This is a genomic window from Hyphomonas sp., assembly GCF_046313735.1.
Lineage (GTDB): Bacteria > Pseudomonadota > Alphaproteobacteria > Caulobacterales > Hyphomonadaceae > Hyphomonas.
The window spans coordinates 31,277-49,628 of sequence record NZ_JBKBXW010000021.1 but is presented as its reverse complement, the minus strand read 5'-3'; the positions used below and the strand labels follow the sequence as shown (position 1 = coordinate 49,628).

17 protein-coding genes are annotated in these 18,352 nt (G+C 66.2%); 12 read left to right on the top strand and 5 right to left on the bottom strand.

What is annotated here, in order from left to right:
* The first annotated feature begins 28 nt into the window (after positions 1-28).
* Both ACK4SV_RS11425 and ACK4SV_RS11420 read left to right on the top strand, forming a co-directional pair.
* On the top strand, positions 29-1,213 hold the full coding sequence (locus tag ACK4SV_RS11425; protein WP_409917960.1) for a DUF3089 domain-containing protein: 1,185 nt from the start codon (positions 29-31) through the stop codon (positions 1,211-1,213).
* A complete protein-coding gene (locus ACK4SV_RS11420) occupies positions 1,214-2,065 on the top strand; it encodes a DUF3658 domain-containing protein (RefSeq protein ID WP_409917959.1) in 852 nt (283 codons plus the stop codon).
* A 9-nt stretch (positions 2,066-2,074) separates the two neighbouring features.
* Here the strand turns inward: ACK4SV_RS11420 and ACK4SV_RS11415 are convergent, their stop codons facing one another.
* Both ACK4SV_RS11415 and ACK4SV_RS11410 read right to left on the bottom strand, forming a co-directional pair.
* On the bottom strand, positions 2,075-2,680 hold the full coding sequence (locus tag ACK4SV_RS11415; RefSeq protein ID WP_409917958.1) for a hypothetical protein: 606 nt from the start codon (positions 2,678-2,680) through the stop codon (positions 2,075-2,077).
* Positions 2,681-2,930: 250 nt separating this feature from the next.
* Positions 2,931-4,067: an FAD-dependent oxidoreductase gene (locus tag ACK4SV_RS11410; RefSeq protein ID WP_409917957.1), complete on the bottom strand. Its 1,137-nt coding sequence runs from the start codon at positions 4,065-4,067 to the stop codon at positions 2,931-2,933.
* 185 nt (positions 4,068-4,252) lie between these two features.
* On the opposite strand from ACK4SV_RS11410, the gene purL reads away from it, so the two are divergent.
* The 5 genes from purL to rpmG all read left to right on the top strand — a co-directional run bounded on the left by purL (position 4,253) and on the right by rpmG (position 10,397).
* On the top strand, positions 4,253-6,526 hold the full coding sequence (purL, locus tag ACK4SV_RS11405; RefSeq protein ID WP_409917956.1) for a phosphoribosylformylglycinamidine synthase subunit PurL: 2,274 nt from the start codon (positions 4,253-4,255) through the stop codon (positions 6,524-6,526).
* Positions 6,527-6,589: 63 nt separating this feature from the next.
* Entirely contained in the window at positions 6,590-6,946 is a 357-nt protein-coding gene (locus ACK4SV_RS11400) for a hypothetical protein (RefSeq protein WP_409917955.1), read from the top strand.
* 48 nt (positions 6,947-6,994) lie between these two features.
* Entirely contained in the window at positions 6,995-9,298 is a 2,304-nt protein-coding gene (gene rnr / locus ACK4SV_RS11395; RefSeq protein WP_409917954.1) for a ribonuclease R, read from the top strand.
* A 139-nt stretch (positions 9,299-9,437) separates the two neighbouring features.
* Complete coding sequence (locus tag ACK4SV_RS11390; protein ID WP_409917953.1) at positions 9,438-10,154, top strand: NUDIX hydrolase; 717 nt, start codon at positions 9,438-9,440, stop codon at positions 10,152-10,154.
* Between the two features lie 75 nt (positions 10,155-10,229).
* Complete coding sequence (rpmG, locus tag ACK4SV_RS11385) at positions 10,230-10,397, top strand: 50S ribosomal protein L33 (protein WP_220987351.1); 168 nt, start codon at positions 10,230-10,232, stop codon at positions 10,395-10,397.
* Positions 10,398-10,463: 66 nt separating this feature from the next.
* Here the strand turns inward: rpmG and ACK4SV_RS11380 are convergent, their stop codons facing one another.
* The 3 genes from ACK4SV_RS11380 to ACK4SV_RS11370 all read right to left on the bottom strand — a co-directional run bounded on the left by ACK4SV_RS11380 (position 10,464) and on the right by ACK4SV_RS11370 (position 13,522).
* Positions 10,464-11,690, bottom strand: coding sequence for an MFS transporter (locus ACK4SV_RS11380; RefSeq protein WP_409917952.1), 1,227 nt, complete (start codon positions 11,688-11,690; stop codon positions 10,464-10,466).
* Between the two features lie 75 nt (positions 11,691-11,765).
* Positions 11,766-13,133, bottom strand: coding sequence for a PleD family two-component system response regulator (locus tag ACK4SV_RS11375; RefSeq protein WP_409917951.1), 1,368 nt, complete (start codon positions 13,131-13,133; stop codon positions 11,766-11,768).
* Positions 13,130-13,522 (bottom strand): response regulator, encoded by a 393-nt coding sequence (locus ACK4SV_RS11370; protein WP_409917950.1) that lies wholly within the window; start codon positions 13,520-13,522, stop codon positions 13,130-13,132. The genes ACK4SV_RS11375 and ACK4SV_RS11370 overlap by 4 nt, the downstream gene beginning before the upstream one ends.
* 139 nt (positions 13,523-13,661) lie before the next feature.
* Here ACK4SV_RS11370 and ACK4SV_RS11365 point away from each other — a divergent pair, with 139 nt between their 5' ends.
* From ACK4SV_RS11365 to ACK4SV_RS11345, 5 genes are all read left to right on the top strand, one after another.
* Positions 13,662-14,936, top strand: a complete 1,275-nt coding sequence (locus ACK4SV_RS11365) for a DNA polymerase IV (protein ID WP_409917949.1) — start codon at positions 13,662-13,664, stop codon at positions 14,934-14,936.
* A gap of 277 nt (positions 14,937-15,213) precedes the next feature.
* Complete coding sequence (locus ACK4SV_RS11360; protein ID WP_409917948.1) at positions 15,214-15,675, top strand: RidA family protein; 462 nt, start codon at positions 15,214-15,216, stop codon at positions 15,673-15,675.
* Between the two features lie 12 nt (positions 15,676-15,687).
* A complete protein-coding gene (locus ACK4SV_RS11355) occupies positions 15,688-16,422 on the top strand; it encodes a glycerophosphodiester phosphodiesterase family protein (protein ID WP_409917947.1) in 735 nt (244 codons plus the stop codon).
* Positions 16,423-16,432: 10 nt separating this feature from the next.
* Complete coding sequence (locus tag ACK4SV_RS11350; RefSeq protein WP_409917946.1) at positions 16,433-17,605, top strand: GNAT family N-acetyltransferase; 1,173 nt, start codon at positions 16,433-16,435, stop codon at positions 17,603-17,605.
* Positions 17,602-18,036, top strand: a complete 435-nt coding sequence (locus ACK4SV_RS11345; protein WP_409917945.1) for an HIT family protein — start codon at positions 17,602-17,604, stop codon at positions 18,034-18,036. The genes ACK4SV_RS11350 and ACK4SV_RS11345 overlap by 4 nt, the downstream gene beginning before the upstream one ends.
* Positions 18,037-18,352 lie beyond the last annotated feature (316 nt).

Here is an 18,352-nt window from a genome sequence, read left to right as displayed (position 1 = left end):
AAAAAAACAAACGACGGAGGAACCCAAGATGCGCCTGATGCTGAGTGTGATGGCCGGGCTGATGCTCGCTGCCTGTAATCCGGCTACGGAGAATGCCGAACCGGTGGCGGAGGCGCCGGAGGTAGCGGCGCCCGGTTTCGAGCGTGTTGATTATGCCGATATGGACACCTGGCTCTGCCATCCCGGCAAGAGCGCGAACGATGCCTGCGCCGTGGACCTGACTGCGACGGTGATCGAGGAAGACGGCTCCACCCGGCTCGAGGCGTTCGAGGCGGCGGCGGAGCCCGCGTTCGACTGTTTCTATTTTTATCCGACGGTCTCGCTGGACGAGACGCCCAACAGCGACATGAGTCCCGGGCCGGAGGAGCTGAACGTCATCGCCAACCAGTTTGCGCGCTATGGCTTGGCCTGCCGCCTGTATGCGCCGATCTACCGGCAGGCGACGCTGCAGGCGCTGCGCATGGCGGTCCTGACAGGCACATCGACGGCCGATCCCGCCATGATCTGGGCGGATATCACCGACAGCTGGAACCATTATTTAGAGCACGAGAACAATGGCCGGGGCGTGATCCTCGCCGGCCATTCGCAGGGCGCGGGCCTGATCCTGCGGCTGCTGAAGCAGGAGATCATCGGCACCCCGGTTGAGGCGCGGATCATCTCAGCCCACCCCATTGGCACGGTGGCGCATGTTGATCCGGACGGTACGTTCGGGGGGATGCCGGTCTGCGCCGCTGGCAGCGAGACAGGGTGTGTCGTGTCTTTCGTGAGCTTCCGCGCGGACGCCGAACCGCCGGCGGCATCGCGCTTCGGCAAGGTGGCCGAGGATGGCCGCCGGTCGATCTGCGCGAGCCCGCAGCTGCTGGCCGGGCGCGGCAATGCGCTGGACGCCTATATGCCGAGCCGGGGCCTGATTGCCGCCGATGACGGCGCGCCGTTCGATTATGGCGCGGCGGTGGAAACGCCGTTCGTGAAGCTGCCGGGCCTGCTCTCGGGCGAATGCCGCAGCAATGCCACGCATGACTGGCTGGCCATGACGATAAATGCCGGGAATGGTCCGAGGGCGGACGATATTCCGGGCGATGTGATCGTCGCCGGGCAGGTGCTGGCCGACTGGGGCCTGCACCTCATCGATGTGAATATCGCAATGGGCGACCTTGTGGAGCTCGCGCGGATGCAGGCTGCGGCCTGGGAGCGCAATCGCCAGGAGCCCTGAATGAACCGGCTGAGGCGCGTCAGCGAGGAAGACAAACATACCCTTGCCCCTGCGCTGCACATCTGCGGCGGGCATTCGGCTGCCGGCGCCGTGCGGCAAGCGCTGCAGGCGATCACATCGAATCCTGAGGCGCCCATCCTGATCTCAGACATGATCGAGAATGCCGGCCCGCTGGACCTGCTCGACATGCCGGACGAACGGCTGGACTGGTTTGGCGGGATCGGCATGCCGCTTGCCGCATATCTCGGCATGGAGGGAGACGGACAGGTCCTTGAGACCTGGAAATCCTTCTGGGCACGGATCGATGGATGGACCGGGCCGGTGGTGATCTGGACCAGCCGGCGGAATGCGGCGAACTGGTCGTTGCGGCTCGTGCTGGCGCGGCGGATCGATACGGCGCGGCCTGTTCATGTGGTCGATGTGGGCAGGCCGGATGTTGCCGGGACTGTCTGGAGCGATATCGGCGACCTTAGGCCAGACACCTTGATTCTGCACGCGGCGCATATGGAAACCGGGTCTCTCGGGCTGCACCATCACTATGAGCGGCTGATTGCCGGGGGCGGAGCGCTGCGGATTGTTGCGGACGGAAAGATCAGCCCGGCAGGCTTGGAGGGGCTGGACGCCCGCATCCTGTCCGGACTCACGCAGGACTGGACCCGGCTGGTCCGGCACGCGGCCGCGATCCCCGGCGCCTTTTCGGCGGGCGGGTATCGCGACCTGCCTTACCCCTGGCTGCTCTGGCGGCTCAGCGAGCTTGAACGGCTGGGACGGATCGAGCGGCGAGGCGGAGGGTTTGATCCGGCGTTCCGGGAAAACCCGCTGGGCGGCGAAGTCAGGCTGACCGGGAGTTGAGGCTGCGCGTCAGCTGCCGCGGTCTTCTTCGGAGGCGGCGGCCTGGCGCAGGGCGGCGCGGTAGCCGGGCTGGCAGTTGCGGATCACGTCTTTGAGCATCGGGTCGGTCTCGAACACCATGCCGCGTGCGCCGGAGACGATGCGCAGCTCGCCCGCGCCGGAGGCGAGCACGAAGGCGGGCTGGCTGACGGGATCGGTCATGCCGGCGGCGAGATCGGGCGTCTCGTCCGGGCCGGCCGGCAGGCGGGCATTGCCGGCGGAGGTGAACATGTCGATGGCGCCGGCGTTGCTGTCGCTAGTGGCGGATTTCACTTCAAGAATGGTGTCGCCGGTTTCGGTGTCTGCGCTCATGCAGGCGACGGTGAACAGGGCCTCGCCGTCCTCGGAGGTGAAGGTGGCGGTGTCGCGGGCGGCGGTGCGGGCGCGGGTCCAGCTGCCGGTGATGGCCGCGGTTTCGACCACGACCGGCGGGGCGGCCTCTTGCCCGGCCTCATCCTCCATAGTCTGTTCCTCCGTGGGAACCACGTCGAGGGGGCGGGCTTCGTCTGCTTCCTGCGCAAAGGCGGCGCTGGCGAGCAGCGCGGCAGGGATGAGGGCAAAAAACGATGTGCGCATGGATAGGGCTCCTGTCTTCGGTGGCACTTGATAAGGCCAACGCATCAGGTTGCGATCCGTTGCAGCTGCCACAGAATAGCCTTGGAATGGCCCAGATTGGGGGGCGGAGGAGTGAGGTTCGAGCCCCCTCCGTCAGACCGCAGCGCGGTCTGCCACCTCCCCCGCTTCGCAGGGGAGGACAAGGGTGCGTCCAGCCGCTACCCATCCTCCCCCGCCTGCGGGGGAGGTGCCCGAAGGGCGGAGGGGGAAATCAGGAAAACGCGGCGCGCTGGGCCAAGGCTGCGTGGCCGTCGATCATTCGGGTGAGATCGTCTTCGCTGGGGTCGAGGGAGTAGTCGCCCCGTCCGTGGCTGCCGCCGAGGATGAGGCCGGTCTGGCGGGGGAACATGTAGAGGGCGCTGCCGTGGCCCGGCGCGGTGTAGGAATAATTGACCTCCGGCTGTGGCAGGAGGTGGGAGAGCTGGCCGCGAATGGGGATGAGGGTCTCGTCGCCGAAGAGTTTTGCGGCGCCGAGGCCGGTGCAGTTGACGATCGTGCGCTGCGGCAGGGCGAGGACTTCGTCGAGGCTGTCGAAGCGTCGGGCAATGAAGCGGGCGCCGGCGAGCTGGGCGTCCTTCATCAGCTGGTCGAGGTAGTAATCGGGGTCGATCATCAGCGTGTGGTAGCGTTCCTCATACGCAAAGCCGAAACGGGTCTCGCGGGTGAGGATTTCGAGGCCGGGATAGAGGTCGTCGCCGCCGGGAAGCTGGTAACGCGGGTCGCGGACGCGGTTCGAGACTTCCGAATGGCGCACCCAGCTGACGCCGTAGCCGGGGCGGTTGACGAAGGGGAGGAAGCCGCGATGCGCCTCGCGCGTGACCTGCCAGTTGAGGCGAAGGAAGTCTTCGCTGGCGACGCCGCGATCATAGAGGCTGGAGGGCAGCCACAGGGCGCCGGCGATGTTGGAGGTGGTATTCGGGTGCATCACATCGGCATGGACGGTGACGGTGTGGCCGCGCCGGGCGAGGACGAGCGCCGAGGTGAGCCCCATGACGCCGCCGCCGAGGATAGCGATGTCCTCAGCGCCCGTTTCGGCGGCCATCACGGCGGCGCGGTGGCTGGTGCCCCAGGAGAGGGTGACGCCGCAGCCGCCATGGCCGTAATTGTGGATCACGGTCTTCTCGCCGAAGCGCTCGGCCTCCAGCCGGAACCCCTGCGGGCGGAAGGGGCGCAGGCCAACGACCGTGCGGGTGATGCGGTCGCGGCGGGAGTGGACGGGGGCGAAGGGGCGCGCGGCATCGGCGGCGGGCGCGGGCGCTTGCGGCGGCAGGGGCGCGCTGACGCAGGCGGCGGCGAGGCTGGCGGCGCCGAAGCCGGCAAGGGCTGTCCTGCGCGAGATGCGGGTCATGGGCGTCTCCCTGGCTGCCGGACCGGTCTAGCGGGCGCCGGGAAGCACCGCCAGTAGGCGGGCTCAGCCATGTTTGCGGCTGTTTCCCCTTTCCAGCGGGGGGGCGGAAAGGCTAAAGCGCCCCGATTGAAGACTCCCGCGAACCAGCCTAGCGCTGGCGCCAGTTTCACTGACGGGCCACGCCAATGACCGATACCGCCGCTATCCTGAAACACCTGACCGCCGAGCAGGACGAGGCCGCCGGCCTCGAGCATGGCATCAAGGCGGATGAGTGGGAGCGGCTGGTCTCGCGCCTGGGCCGCAAGCCGAACCTTGTGGAGCTCGGCATCTATTCGGTGATGTGGAGCGAGCATTGTTCCTACAAATCCTCGCGGCGGCATCTGTCGAAATTTCCCACCAAGGGCCCGCGCGTAATCCAGGGGCCAGGAGAGAATGCCGGCGTCATTGATATCGGCGATGGCCAGGCGGCGATTTTCAAGATGGAGTCGCACAATCACCCCTCATACATCGAGCCCTATCAGGGCGCGGCGACGGGCGTGGGCGGCATTCTGCGGGATGTGTTCACGATGGGGGCGCGGCCGGTGGCGCTGGTCAATGCGCTGCGCTTTGGCGACCCCAGCCATCCGAAGACGCGGCAGCTGGTGGCCGGTGTGGTTGCCGGGATTGGCGGATACGGGAACTGTGTGGGCGTGCCGACCGTGGCGGGCGAGACGCAGTTTGATGAGGGGTATAACGGCAATATCCTCGTCAACGCGATGGCGGTTGGCCTTGCTGATCAGGACCGGATTTTCTATGCGCGCGGCGCCCTGCCCGGCCTGCCGATCCTCTATGTCGGATCCAAGACCGGGCGCGACGGCATTCATGGCGCGACGATGGCCTCTGCCGAGTTTACCGAGGGCGAGGAAGACAACCGCCCGACCGTGCAGGTGGGTGATCCGTTCACGGAGAAGCTGCTGATCGAGGCGTGCCTTGAGCTGATGGCGACCGATGCCATCCAGTCGATCCAGGATATGGGCGCGGCGGGGCTGACCTCCTCCTCGGTGGAGATGGCGGACAAGGGCGGCGTCGGCATCGAGATGGACCTTGACGCCGTGCCCCAGCGCGAGACGGGCATGACGGCCTATGAGATCATGCTGTCGGAGAGCCAGGAACGTATGCTGATGATCCTGAAGCCCGGCAAGGAAGCCGTGGCCAAGGCGATCTTCGACAAATGGGACCTTGACGCCGAAGTGATCGGCGTGACGACGGAGACCGGCCGGCTGGTGCTGAAACAGTTTGGGAAGGTCGTGTGCGATATTCCGGTGGCGCCGCTGGGCGAGGACGCGCCGAACTATGACCGTCCGTGGACGGAGCCGCCGAAGCGGGCGGCGTTTGATGTTTCGAAACATCCGGCGCCGGCGGATTTTGGCGAGGTTCTGCTGAAGCTGATGTCGAGCCCCGACATGGCGTCGAAACGCTGGGTCTGGGAGCAGTATGACCGGCATGTGATGGGCGATACGCTGGATTCATCGCAATCCGGCGGGGACGCGGCCATCGTGCGCGTGCATGGCACCAACAAGGGCCTTGCGATCTGTTCGGACTGCAATCCGCATTATGTGTCCGCTGACCCTTATGAGGGCGGCAAGCAGGCAGTGGCCGAAGCCTATCGCAATCTTTCTGCGGTTGGCGCCGAGCCGATTGCGATCACGGACAATCTCAATTTCGGCAATCCGGAAAAGCCCCATACGATGGGCTATATCGTCAAGGCCATCGAAGGCATGGCGGAAGCCTGCCGTGTGCTGAACTTCCCCGTCGTGTCGGGCAATGTGAGCCTTTACAATGAGACCGATGGCAAGGCCATTCCGCCGACGCCGGTTGTGGGCGGGGTGGGCCTGATTGCGGACCTTTCGAAGACGGCGACACTGAAGGGCGCGGCGGACGGCGATGTGCTGATCCTTGTGGGCGAGACGGCGGGGCATCTCGGCGCCTCGCTCTATGCGCGCAAATGGCTGGGCCTCAAAGGGGATGAGCTGGGCCCGCCGCCGCCGGTGGACCTTGAGACCGAGGCGGACAATGCAGAGTTTATCCGTGAACTGATTGCGGACGGGCTGGTCACGGCCGTGCATGATGTGAGCGATGGCGGGGTGGCCTGCGCGGCGGCCGAGATGGCGCTGGCGGGCGCGGTGGGCGTGACGGTGTCGGTGGCCGATATCGGTCCGGAGGAGAGCCGGCCGACCGACCTCTTCTGCGAGGCGCAGGCGCGCTACCTGCTGGCGGCAAAGCCGGAGCATCAGGCCGAGATCGTGCGGCGCGGGAATGCGGCCCGCATCAATGCCGGCTGGTGCGGCGCGTTTGGCGGGGCGGCTGTGCGCTTCGTACAGGAACCGGCCGGCGGCAAGGTAATCGGCGAGGTGCGCCTGGCGGACCTGCGCGCGGCGCATGAGGGCTGGCTGCCGGGCTATATGGGCGGGGTGGGCTGAGGGGCGTTCACGCTTGCTTCAGGCAACATTTGGCGGGGTCACCCGAATAATCGGGAGATAACGATGCGCCACATTGCAAGACTGATGATAGCGAGCGCCCTATCCTGCCTGTTCAACGCGGCACAGGCGACCCCCATCAACGAGCGTTATGTGATGGAGTTTCGTCTGGAGCCGGACGAACGCCGCGTAGTGTTCCTGGCCGATGACTCTTCGGCTGCCGCTGGCCAGTTGCCGACCCTGCGCATCTGTTACATGGCGTCGGGCACGATTCCGGCGGCAGAAGCGCTGATGGTGCGCATGGGAGTCCGAACGCAGCGCCTGCGGCCCGGCGAATGCGGTTTTTTCACAGGCGGGAACATCGAGACATCGGTGCCAAGCGGCGACGGACGCGTGCTGGTTTCGGTGGCGCTCCTAAGGTAGCGGGAAAAAGCCGCGCAATCTGCGCCAGAATCCCCTATATGCAGGGGCATGAGCTTTCCAGACAGACAGACCGTCCTTGATTTCCTGAAGGAAAATCCGGGCGCCACGACCAAGGCCGAAATTGCCCGGGGCCTCAAAGTGAAGGGCCATGAGCGCGCGATCCTGCGCGATATCCTCAAGGAATTAGAAGAAGAAGGGAAGCTGGAGCGGACCGGCAAGCGCAGTTTTGCGCAGGCCGACCGGCCGCCGCCTTCGGGGCTGGTCGAGTTTACGCGCGTCACCAAGGATGGCGACCTGATCGGCCAGTGTGTGGGCGATGGGGGGCTGTTCGGGCCGGAGCTGATCTATGGCGGGCCTTCGGGCAAGAACCGCAGCCGCGCGCCGGCGAAGGGCGACCGGGCCGTCTGCAAGATCAGCGGGCGCGAGGGCGGGGAATGGCGCGCCTATGTGATCACGCTGCTGGAGAAGCGCGTCAGCGAGCGGATCGTGGGCGTGTATGAGCACGGGCCGCGCGGCGGGCGCGTGATCCCCGCGAGCCGCAAGGAACGCCGTGAACTGATCATCCAGGAAGCCGACCGCAAGGGCGCCAAGGATGGCGACCTTGTTCTGGCCGAACCCAAGCCCCAGGGCAAGCGCCAGTATGGCCCGCCGCTGGGCGTGGTGAAGGAGATTTTCGGGCATGTGAATGATCCGCGCTCGGCCAGCCTGATCGCGATTTATGCCCATGACATTCCGGTGGACTTTCCCGAGGCCGTGCTGAAGGAGGCGCGGGAAAAGCAGCCTGCGGATGTTCCGAGGACGGATTTGCGGGATGTGCCCCTCATCACCATCGACCCGGTGGATGCCCGCGACCATGATGATGCGGTGTGGGCTGAAGCGATGGACGACGGTGGCTGGAAGGTCATCGTCGCGATTGCCGATGTGGCGGCCTATGTGACCGAAGGCTCGGCGCTGGACAAGGAGGCAGAGAAGCGCGGCAACTCCACCTACTTCCCTGACCGGGTTGTGCCGATGCTGCCGTTTGAACTCTCGGCGGACGCGTGCTCGCTGCGCGAGGGGGAAGACCGGCCCTGCATGGCGGTGGAGATGATCTTCTCGAAGGACGGCCACAAGAAGCGGCACCGCTTCCTGCGCGCCACGATGCGCTCGGCGGCGAAGCTCGCCTATGAGGAGGCGCAGGCGGCGATTGATGGCAAGCCCGGCGGCAAGGCGGGCGAATTGCTTGAGACGGTCCTGAAGCCGCTCTGGGGCGCTTATGCGGCAGTCGCCAAGGCGCGCGACCAGAGGAGCCCCCTCGACCTCGACATGCCGGAGCGGCGCATCCAGTTCAATGCAGAGGGCGAGATCACCGGCATCGTGACGAAGGAGCGGCTGGAGGCGCACCGGCTGATCGAGGAGTTCATGATCCAGGCGAATGTCGCCGCCGCCGAGACGCTGGAGGCGAAGAACAGCCCCGTCATGTACCGCGTGCATGATGTGCCCTCGGACACGAAGATTGCGGCGTTTGCAGACTTCCTGCAGACGCTGGACATGAAATGGACGGTGGGGGAACGTCCGCAGACGCACAAGTTCAACCGGCTGCTGGCGGAAATCCGCGGCGGGGATTATGAGGGCATGATCTCGCAGATGGTGCTGCGCACGCAGGCGCAGGCGGTGTATGCGGACGAAAATCTCGGCCATTTCGGGCTGAACCTCGCCAAATATGCGCACTTTACCTCGCCCATCCGGCGGTATGCGGACCTTATTGTGCACCGGGCGCTGATCCGTGCGCATGAGTTCGGGCCGGACGGATTGTCGGAGCGCACAGCCGCGCGGATGGAAGAGATTGCCTCGCACATCTCGATGACGGAGCGGCGCTCGATGGCGGCAGAGCGGGACGCGACGGACAGGTATCTGGCGATCTTCCTGGCCGACCGTGTGGGCGCGGAGTTCGAGGGGCGGATCACGGGCGTGACGCCGGCGGGGCTGTTCGTGGCGCTGGCCGGCAGCGGGGCGGACGGGTTCGTGCCGATCTCCTCGCTGTCGGATGAATACTGGATCCATGATGCGGCGGCTGTGGCGGTTTATGCGCGCGGCTCGGGCAAGACATTCTCGATGGGGCAGATCGTCCGGGTACGGCTGAGGGAGGTGACACCGCTGCAGGGCGGTATCCTGCTGGAGATGATCTCCGATCCCCTGCCCGCGCCGAAGGGGCGCGCCGCGGCGCGTCAGGCGATCACGCGGGAGAGCGGGCCGCCGCGCGGGCGGGGCGGCGGCGGCGTGGGTGGTCCGCCGCGCCGGGGGAAGCCGAAGTTTGACAAGCGGACGCTTCCGAAGTCTGGGCCCAAGAAAGGCAAGGGGAAACGGAAGTAGCACTGTGGGGCTTCCCCCCTTCCAACCCCTTCGGGGCCACCTCCCCCGCAGGCGGGGGAGGATAAGGGGCAGCGCCCTGACCCGGCGTCAGTGGGGATGGCGGCTTGCAATTGTCGCCTGCGCGACAATGATATGAGCCATGCTGCAAAAAGCGTTCGATAAAGAAGAAGACGGCGATGTCATCATCCGGGGCAAGCCGAGCCCGCGCCCGAAGGATGCGGCGACGCTGATCCTTGTGCGGCGCGACCAGATGCGCCCGCGCGTGCTGATGGGCAAGCGGGCGGGCACCAATTTGTTCATGCCGGACAAATATGTGTTTCCCGGCGGACGGGTCGATCCGCAGGATGGCAAGGCGCTGGCCTGGGCGGAGCTGCAGCCGGATGTGGAGGCGCAGCTGCGGCTGCAATCGCGCCGCCTGCCGCGCGCGATGGCGCTGACGGCGGTGCGCGAGACGTTCGAAGAGACCGGGCTGATCGTCGGGCGAGCGGCAGAAATGCCGGAGGCCTGCCCCGAGGGCTGGGCAGATTTCCACAGGCTGGACGTGGCGCCGGACCTGTCGCCACTGGTGTTCATCGGCCGGGCGGTCACCCCGCCCTACCGGCCCCGGCGGTTTGATGCGCGGTTTTTCATGGCGGAGGCGGAGACGGCGCTGATCGATGAGCGCCCGCCGGTGGACGGGGCGGAGCTGTCGGACCTGCAATGGGTGACGCTGGATGATGCGCTGAAGCTGGACCTGCCATCGGTGACGCGGTTCATGCTGGGCGAGATCGCGGCGCGGCTGGAGCGGCCGGGCGAGGAGCACCGCCCGCCCTTCCTGCGCTGGACCCGCAGCGGACACGCAAACGACCGCCTGTGACCGCTTGACTTCGGGGGCGAGCCTCGTCATTAAGCGCGTTTTCCGGTATCACCCCCTGATCAGAAGGGCCGTCCCATGGCCAAACCCGCCACCATCAAGATCCGCCTCAATTCGACGGCTGATACGGGCTTCTTCTACGTCACGAAGAAGAATCCGCGCACGATGACCGAGAAAATGGTCAAGCGGAAGTATGACCCCGTCGCCAAGAAACATGTCGAGTTCAAGGAAGGCAAGATCAAGTAAGGTCTTGTTCCTTCTAGGAATTGTTTGAAAACCCGCGCTTTGGCGCGGGTTTTTTCGTTTTGGGGCTTAGGATTCCGGCCGGCCTTCGTGGAGTTTCCTGGCGTCGCGGAGTTTGGGGAACAGGAAGGCCGAGAGGCCGGCGACCCCAACTGCAGCGAATCCCCCCGCCACGACGGTAAAGACCGGGCCGGTGATTGCGGCCATGAAGCCGGCGCGGGCTTCGCCGAGCTCGTTGGAGGCGCCGACAAAGATGGAGTTTACCGCGTTGACCCGGCCGCGCACCTCGTCCGGGGTCCAGAGCTGGACCAGGATTTCCCGGATATAGACCGAGACCATATCGAAGCCGCCGATGAACATGAGGGCGAGAATGGACACCCAGGCGAGCGTCGAGGCGCCGAAGACAGCGGTGGCGAGGCCGAACAGGGCGACGGAGACGAGCAGGATCCAGCCGGCATAGTCGCGGATCGGGAAGGCCGTGATCAGCCCCAGAGCGATCAGGGCGCCAACACCGGGCGCTGCGCGCAGGAGGCCGAGGCCAAGTTCGCCGACTTCGAGGATGTCGCGGGCATAGACCGGCATCAGCGCCACCGCTCCGCCGAGGAGGACGGCGAACAGGTCCAGCGTGATGGCGCCGAGGACGATCTTTTCCTTGCGGACATAGCTGAAGCCGCCGAGCAGGCTGGCGAGGGTTGTGGGGGCCTTGTCGAGCTTCTGCTCGGGTTTCGGGATGGTGAGGATCAGGATGCCGGCGAGGGCGAAGAGGCCAGCTGAAGTGCCATAGGCGGCATAGGGCGAGAGGCCGTAGAGCAGCCCGCCGGCGACCGGGCCGGCGATGGAGGCCATCTGCCAGGAGGAGGATATCCAGCCCACGGCATTGGGGAAGACTTCGCGGGGCACGAGGTTGACCGCGAGGCTGGTGGAGGCCGGGCCATAGAAGGCGCGCGCGACGCCGAACAGGGTGAGCACGCTGAGGACGAGGACGGGCAGGAACTGGTCCGTCGAGGCGAGGAACAGGATCATCCCCGCGCAGGCCATCATCAGGAGCACCGCGCAGCCCATGACGAGGCGGCGCCCGATGCGGTCAGCGGCATTGCCGGTGACGACCACGAGGGTCAGCGCGGGCAGGAACTGGACAAGGCCGATCCAGCCGAGGAGGGCCGGGTTGCGCGTCTCGTCATAGATCTGCCAGGCGACCGAGACCGAAAGGATCTGGACCGCGAAGGAGACGGCAAACCGGGAGATGAAATAGCGGCTGTAGGAGGAATAGCGGAAGGCCGCGAAACGGTCTGTCATGAAGGGGCCTTGCGCACGGCGGATCGGCTACGGGCTTTCGGACGCCCTGCCCTGCGTGTCAATCGGGCCGATCTGTCAGGCAGCGATGCTTTCGACGCGGTTGCGGCCGCCGGATTTGGCCTGATAGAGCGCGCTGTCGGCGCGGTTCAGGAGGTCGTCCATCGTATCCTCCGGCCCCTGAAGGGTGGAGACGCCGGCACTGACCGTGACATCGAGCGTGACGCCGGATCCGGGCAGCGAAAAGCCTGCGGCGGCAACGGCGTGGCGGATGCGCTCGGCGGCGGCACGGGCCTTGTCGCCCGGCGTATCGGGCATCACGACGACGAATTCCTCCCCGCCGGTGCGGCAGACGATATCCTTCGGGCGGACATTGGCGAGGAAACGCTGGCCCATCTCCCTCAGCACATCATCGCCGGCGGCATGGCCATAGGTGTCGTTGACGCGCTTGAAATGGTCGATATCGGCCATCATCAGCGACAGGGGCTCGCCGCCGCGAGCGGCGCGGGCCATGAATTGCTGCAGCTGGCCCATCATGTAGCGCCGGTTGTGCAGGCCGGTGAGCTGGTCGATGACGGAGAGCTCGAGGCCCCGGTCGACGCGCTTGCGCAGGATGTCGATATAGCGGGTACGGCGGGTCTGGGTGCGGATACGGGCGGTGAGTTCCTGCCGGTCAACCGGCACGGTGATCATGTCGCTGGCGCCGATTTCGAGGCCCTTGAGGGCAGCAGCGCGGTCATCGGGGTCGCAGACGAGGACGACCGAGATCGAGCGGGTGAGCGGATTCACCTTGAAATGCGCGCAGAGTTTCAAGGGATCGAAGCTGCGGCAGAACAGGGACAGGATCACGACATCGACGCGCTCGGCGGCGAGGTCGCCCATCTCGCCGGCTTCCAGCAGCGTGGTCGCCTTGTGGCCCTGGCTGCGCAGCATGTTGGCGATTCGGGTGGAGGAGCGGGCATCATCATCGACGATGAAGACGCGGGAGGGCCGGTCGATCTCGTCGCGGCTGACTTCCTCCATCGCGCCGGAGCGCATTCCGCTCGCCTCGCGCTGGCGCAGCTCTGAGGCGACGGCATTGTAGCGCATCAGCACGCTGATCCGCGACATCAGCAGGAAATCATCGACCGGCTTGGTCAGGAAATCCTCGGCGCCGGCCTCGAGGCCCTTTACCCGGTCCTCGATCTCGCTGAGGGCGGTGACCATGACCACCGGGATCCAGGAGGTGACGGGATCGGCCTTGAGGCGGCGGCAGACTTCATAGCCATCCATGCCGGGCATCATCACATCGAGCAGGATGATCTCGGGCAGTTCGGCGCGGGCGACCTGAAGGGCCTGCGGGCCGCTGCCGGCGAGGAGCACGGTATGGTATTGCGCTTCCAGCTTGGCTTGCAAAAGCCGCCTGTTGGCTTCGATGTCATCGACGACGAGGATGCGGGCGCTCATGCCGCCGGCTCCTTCGGCATCAGCGCCTCAACGGCGCGGATGAAGGACGCGATCTGTATGGGTTTCGACAGATAGCCCTCGCAGCCGGCTTCGCGCACACGCTGCTCATCAGCGCGCATGGCGAAGGCCGTGACGGCGAGGACGGGGATATAGGCGACCTTGGGGTCGTCTTTCAACCAGCGGGTGATGTCGAGGCCCGACACTTCCGGCAGCTGGATGTCCATGATGATGAGATCGGGCAGTTCCTTGCGCGCAATCTCGACAGCCTTGGCCCCGTCGCGGCACTGGAATGTGGTGAAGCCATAGGCGCCCAGAAGGTCGCAAAAGAGGCGCATGTTGAGGTCATTATCCTCAACCACAAGCACCTTTCCGGACCGCTTCTTGACCATGGATCCCCGTTGGAAAGCCGATTCGCGCGAGGCGAGGATGCGCGACTGCCACCTATACTGCAAAACCTTAACGCCGCTTTACGCCGAGGCCGCGGCGGGATTGCGCCATGCTCCGGGCCATGTCACCTCTGGCGGCCTGATGCCCAGTCTTTGCCGGGATTGCCACCATATGTCCGAGGCGGCGCCGGCCGCCTGCCCGGCCTGCGGGCACACACGGATTGTGACCCATGCCGCGCTGGCGCGCCTCGCGATTGCGCATGTGGACTGTGATGCGTTCTACGCTTCGGTGGAGAAGCGGGACAATCCGGCGCTGCGCAACGTGCCGTTGATTGTCGGCGGCGGGCAACGCGGGGTTGTGACGACCTGCTGCTATATCGCGCGGCTGTATGGCGTGCGCTCGGCCATGCCGATGTTCAAGGCGCTGAAAGCCTGTCCGGAGGCGGTGGTCGTGCCGCCGGACTTCCGGAAGTATCACGAGGCCGCCCGCGCGATCCGGGCCGAGATGGACCGGCTGACGCCGCTGGTGCAGCCGGTGTCGATTGATGAGGCCTATCTGGACCTGACGGGTACCGGGCGGCTGCATGGCCGGCCCCCGGCGGCGAGCCTGGCGGGGCTGGCGAGCGCGGTGGAGCGGGAGGTGGGCGTGACGGTGTCCATTGGCCTGTCGGCCAACAAATTCCTGGCGAAGACGGCGAGCGAGCTGGACAAGCCCCGCGGCTTTGCCGTGATCGCGCCGGAGGAGGCCGAGGCGTTCCTGGCGCCGCGCCCGGTGAGAGAGCTGCACGGGGTGGGCCCGCGCTTTGCCGATTCGCTGATGCGGGACGGGTTCCATACGATCGGCGACCTGCAGGCGGCGGACGCCAAGGACCTGATGCGGCGCTATGGCGAGACCGGCGACTGGCTGAAACGCTGCGCGCATGGGCGCGACAACCGGCCGGTGAGCCCGAACGGCCAGCGCAAGTCGATCTCCAGCGAGACGACCTTCTTCGAAGACATCGCAGACCTGCCGGCGCTGGAGGACCAGCTGTGGCGGCTCAGCGTGAAGACCGCCGACCGGGCGAAGGCGGAGGGCGCCTCGGGCCGGGTGGTGACGCTGAAGCTGAAGACGAGCGCGTTCCAGCCGCTGACGCGGCGCATCTCCCTCTCCCAGCCGGCGCAGCTGGCGCAGGAGATTTTCCGCGCGGTAAGGCCGCTGCTGGCGAAGGAGGTGACGGGGCGGACGGCCTACCGGCTGATCGGGGTGGGGCTTTCGGAGCTGTCGGATTACCGGGCCGATGCCATCGACCTGATCGACCCGAAAGTCGCCAAACGCGCCGCCGCTGAACGCGCCTCCGACAAGGCGCGGGCGAAATTCGGGGCGGGCGCGGTGATGACCGGGCGCGCGGCGAAGCGGGGGCGGAAGGACAAGAGCTAAAGCCCCCTCTCCCTTGGGAGAGGTGGTTGGGGGTGAGGGAGTGAGACGTCATCTATCAAACCTGCATTGAACGAATGATCCGTCAGCAAAGCGAGTCCTTCTTTCGTCGCCCGGGAAATCGCAGTGCGATTTCTGATCCGGGCTACCCCCCTCACCCCTGCCCCTCTCCCCCAAATGGGGGAGAGGGGTTCTGAGGGTGTGCCTTGGGGAAGCGTGTCGCTTCACTTTATCGGCCCCGGGGGATAAGGGGATCGCTCAGCCAGATGGGAGCCTGCTCATGTCCACACCCGAAGCCCGCCTTGAGGCACTTGGCATTGTGTTGCCGGCGCCGATGAAGCCGGTGGCGACCTATGTGCCGTTCGTGATTACCGGGAACATGCTGTTCGTGTCCGGGCAGGTGTCGGCGACGGCGGAGGGGCGCATCCTCGGGCGGCTGGGCGAGGATATGGAACTGTCTGCCGGCCAGCACGCTGCGCGCATCTGCGGCATCAACCTGATTGCCCAGTGCAAGGCGGCTGTGGGTGAGCTGTCGCGTATCCGGCGCGTTGTGAAGCTGGGCGGGTTTGTGAATGCGGCGCCGTCCTTCGTGGATATACCGCAGGTGGTGAATGGCTGCTCCGACCTGATGGTGGAGGTGTTCGGGGCGGAAGTCGGCGCCCATGCGCGCTCGGCGGTCGCCTGCCCGACCCTGCCGCTGGGCGTTGCGGTGGAAGTCGACGGCGTGTTCGAGATCGGCTGAGGCGCACGGGAGATGGCCCTGCCGTTTGCGCTCACCCGTTATGCCTATGCCCATCGCGGCCTATGGACCGAGGGCGGATTGCCGGAGAATTCGCTCGGCGCGTTCAAGGCGGCGGCAGAGGCCGGGCTCGGTATCGAGTTTGACCTGCGCCCTTCGGCCGATGGCGAGGTGATGGCGTTCCATGACCTGGTGCTGGGGCGGATGACGGGCGAGAACGCGCATGTCGAGGCGTGCGGCGCGGCGGCGCTGAAGGCGCTGAAGCTGGCGGGGACAGATGAGACGGTTCCGTCATTCGAGGACCTCTTGTCGCTGTGGCGGCCAGAGCTGCCCCTGCTGGCCGAAATGAAGATCGACGGGGCGACGGATCCGGGCGCCTTTGCCGCGCGGGTGGCAACGATGCTGGCAGACTGGCCGGGGCTGGCGGCGGCGATGAGCTTTTCCGAAGCCGCTGTGCGGGCGCTGCCGGAGGCGATGATGCGCGGGCAGTTGATCGCTCCGGTGTTCCATTCGGGCGAAGCGAATTTCCGGGCGGTGGCAAGCCGCGCGCTGGCGGACGGGATCAGCTATCTCGCCGTGCACCATACGGACCTGGCGATGGCAGCGGAGCTGGTGGGCGGCGCCGACGTGCCGGTAGCGGCCTGGACGGTGCGCAGCGCGGCGGAGCTGGAGGCGGCGCTGCCCTACCGGCCGGCCCTGATTTTCGAGAACTTCGATCCGGCGCTGGCACTCAGGGCCACGGCGCCCTAGATTCACGGGCATGGACGCCGCCCTGCCCCGTATCAGCCTCGCCGCCAGCCTGGCCTCGGTTTCGCCTGCCGACTGGAACCCGGTCGCCAATCCGCCGGGGCTGGCTTACGACCCGTTCGTCAGCTGGGAGTTCCTGGAGGCGATGGAAAGCTCCGGTGCCGCCTCGCGGCGCACGGGGTGGGCTGGACAACACCTGCTCGTGCTCGATGCCGGCGGGCGGCTGCGCGGGGCGATGCCGGTCTGGCTGAAGAGCCATTCGCGGGGCGAATTCGTGTTCGACCAGTCCTGGGCCGAGGCGTGGGAGCGCGCGGGCGGGAGCTATTATCCAAAGCTGCTCTCTGCTGTGCCGTTCACGCCGGTGACCGGGCGGCGGTTGCTGACAGCGCCGGGACCGGATGAGGCGATGATCCGCACAGCGCTGGTGCAGGGCGCGCTAGAGCTGGCGAAACAGACGGGCGTGTCGTCGCTGCATGTGAATTTCATCGAGCCTGAGCTGGCGCCCCTGCTGGAGCGGGAGGGAATGCTGATCCGCACCGACCAGCAGTTTCACTGGGTGAATGCGGGGTATGCCAGCTTTGACGATTTCCTCAGTACGCTGACTTCGGAGAAGCGGAAGAACCTACGCAAGGAGCGCGCAAAGGCGCAAGGCGGGCTGACCTTCCGGCATATCACGGGCGAGGAGATCACCGAGGAACACCTCGATATCTTCTTCGATTTCTACATGGACACCGGCAGCCGCAAATGGGGCTCGCCTTACCTGAACCGCCGGACCTTCTCGATCCTCCGGGAACGGATGGCAAAGGACATCCTGTTTGTGTTCGCCTATGAGGGCGAGACGGCGATTGCCGGGGCGATGAACATGATCGGGTCGGAGACGCTGTATGGCCGCTACTGGGGCTGCATCGACGCCCGCCCGATGCTGCATTTCGAGACGTGTTACTATCAGGCCATCGACTATGCGATTGCACACGGGCTGAAGACGGTGGAGGCCGGGGCGCAGGGCGGGCACAAGCTGGCGCGCGGCTATGGGCCGGTGATGACATACTCCGCCCACTGGATCGCGCATGAAGGCTTCCGCGAGGCGGTGGCCGATTACCTTCGCCGCGAGCGGGCAGCGGTTGACGCGGACATGGCCTTCCTGCACGAGAGGACACCTTTCCGCAAAGACCAGAGTTCGCCATGACCCTTCATGCCTCTTATGACCCCGAGAACATCTTCGCGAAAATCCTGCGCGGGCAGATGCCCTGCGTGAAGGTGTATGAGGACGCCGTGGCGCTGGCCTTCATGGATGTGTTCCCGCAGAGCGAGGGGCATACGCTCGTCGTGCCGAAGGCCGGCATGGCGCGCAATTTCCTCGACATGCCGGGCGACTGGCTGGGGAGCTATATGCTCTGTGTGCAGAAGATTGCGCGCGCAGTGGAAGCCGGGCTGAAACCGGACGGGCTTCGCATCATGCAGTTCAATGGCGCGGCAGCCGGGCAGACGGTGTTCCACCTGCATTTCCACGTCATCCCGGTCTGGGAAGGCCGCGAGCTTGGCCGCCACGGCGCCGGCGCAATGGCGAAGCCGGACGAGCTGGAGCCGGTGGCAGCGAAGATCCGGGCGGCGTTCTGAAGGAAGCCCCTCACCTCCCATTGCTGCGCAATGGGCCTCCCCTCTCCCATTTCATGGGAGAGGGGTCAGTTGTGCCCCCTTAACCCCTCTCCCTCCGGGAGAGGAGGGGCCCGCGCCCGAAGGGCGTGGGAGGTGAGGGCCGCGACCTCTCCGCTCGATCCTAAGCTCGCCGAGTAATCCGTCAGCAAAGTGAGTCATTGTTTCGTCGCCCGGGAAATCGCAATGCGATTTCTGATCCGGGCGAGGCCCCGCCCCCCCCCCCCCCCCGCCCCCCGCGGGGGGGGGGGGGGGGGGGGGGGGGGGGAGCGCACCCGAG

Bases quoted from the DNA above. Each gene is read 5' to 3' on its own strand.
- ACK4SV_RS11425 (WP_409917960.1), top strand. From the start codon at position 29: ATGCGCCTGATGCTGAGTGTGATGGCCGGGCTGATGCTCGCTGCCTGT.
- ACK4SV_RS11420 (WP_409917959.1), top strand. From the start codon at position 1,214: ATGAACCGGCTGAGGCGCGTCAGCGAGGAAGACAAACATACCCTTGCC.
- ACK4SV_RS11415 (WP_409917958.1), bottom strand. From the start codon at position 2,680: ATGCGCACATCGTTTTTTGCCCTCATCCCTGCCGCGCTGCTCGCCAGC.
- ACK4SV_RS11410 (WP_409917957.1), bottom strand. From the start codon at position 4,067: ATGACCCGCATCTCGCGCAGGACAGCCCTTGCCGGCTTCGGCGCCGCC.
- purL (WP_409917956.1), top strand. From the start codon at position 4,253: ATGACCGATACCGCCGCTATCCTGAAACACCTGACCGCCGAGCAGGAC.
- ACK4SV_RS11400 (WP_409917955.1), top strand. From the start codon at position 6,590: ATGCGCCACATTGCAAGACTGATGATAGCGAGCGCCCTATCCTGCCTG.
- rnr (WP_409917954.1), top strand. From the start codon at position 6,995: ATGAGCTTTCCAGACAGACAGACCGTCCTTGATTTCCTGAAGGAAAAT.
- ACK4SV_RS11390 (WP_409917953.1), top strand. From the start codon at position 9,438: ATGCTGCAAAAAGCGTTCGATAAAGAAGAAGACGGCGATGTCATCATC.
- rpmG (WP_220987351.1), top strand. From the start codon at position 10,230: ATGGCCAAACCCGCCACCATCAAGATCCGCCTCAATTCGACGGCTGAT.
- ACK4SV_RS11380 (WP_409917952.1), bottom strand. From the start codon at position 11,690: ATGACAGACCGTTTCGCGGCCTTCCGCTATTCCTCCTACAGCCGCTAT.
- ACK4SV_RS11375 (WP_409917951.1), bottom strand. From the start codon at position 13,133: ATGAGCGCCCGCATCCTCGTCGTCGATGACATCGAAGCCAACAGGCGG.
- ACK4SV_RS11370 (WP_409917950.1), bottom strand. From the start codon at position 13,522: ATGGTCAAGAAGCGGTCCGGAAAGGTGCTTGTGGTTGAGGATAATGAC.
- ACK4SV_RS11365 (WP_409917949.1), top strand. From the start codon at position 13,662: ATGCCCAGTCTTTGCCGGGATTGCCACCATATGTCCGAGGCGGCGCCG.
- ACK4SV_RS11360 (WP_409917948.1), top strand. From the start codon at position 15,214: ATGTCCACACCCGAAGCCCGCCTTGAGGCACTTGGCATTGTGTTGCCG.
- ACK4SV_RS11355 (WP_409917947.1), top strand. From the start codon at position 15,688: ATGGCCCTGCCGTTTGCGCTCACCCGTTATGCCTATGCCCATCGCGGC.
- ACK4SV_RS11350 (WP_409917946.1), top strand. From the start codon at position 16,433: ATGGACGCCGCCCTGCCCCGTATCAGCCTCGCCGCCAGCCTGGCCTCG.
- ACK4SV_RS11345 (WP_409917945.1), top strand. From the start codon at position 17,602: ATGACCCTTCATGCCTCTTATGACCCCGAGAACATCTTCGCGAAAATC.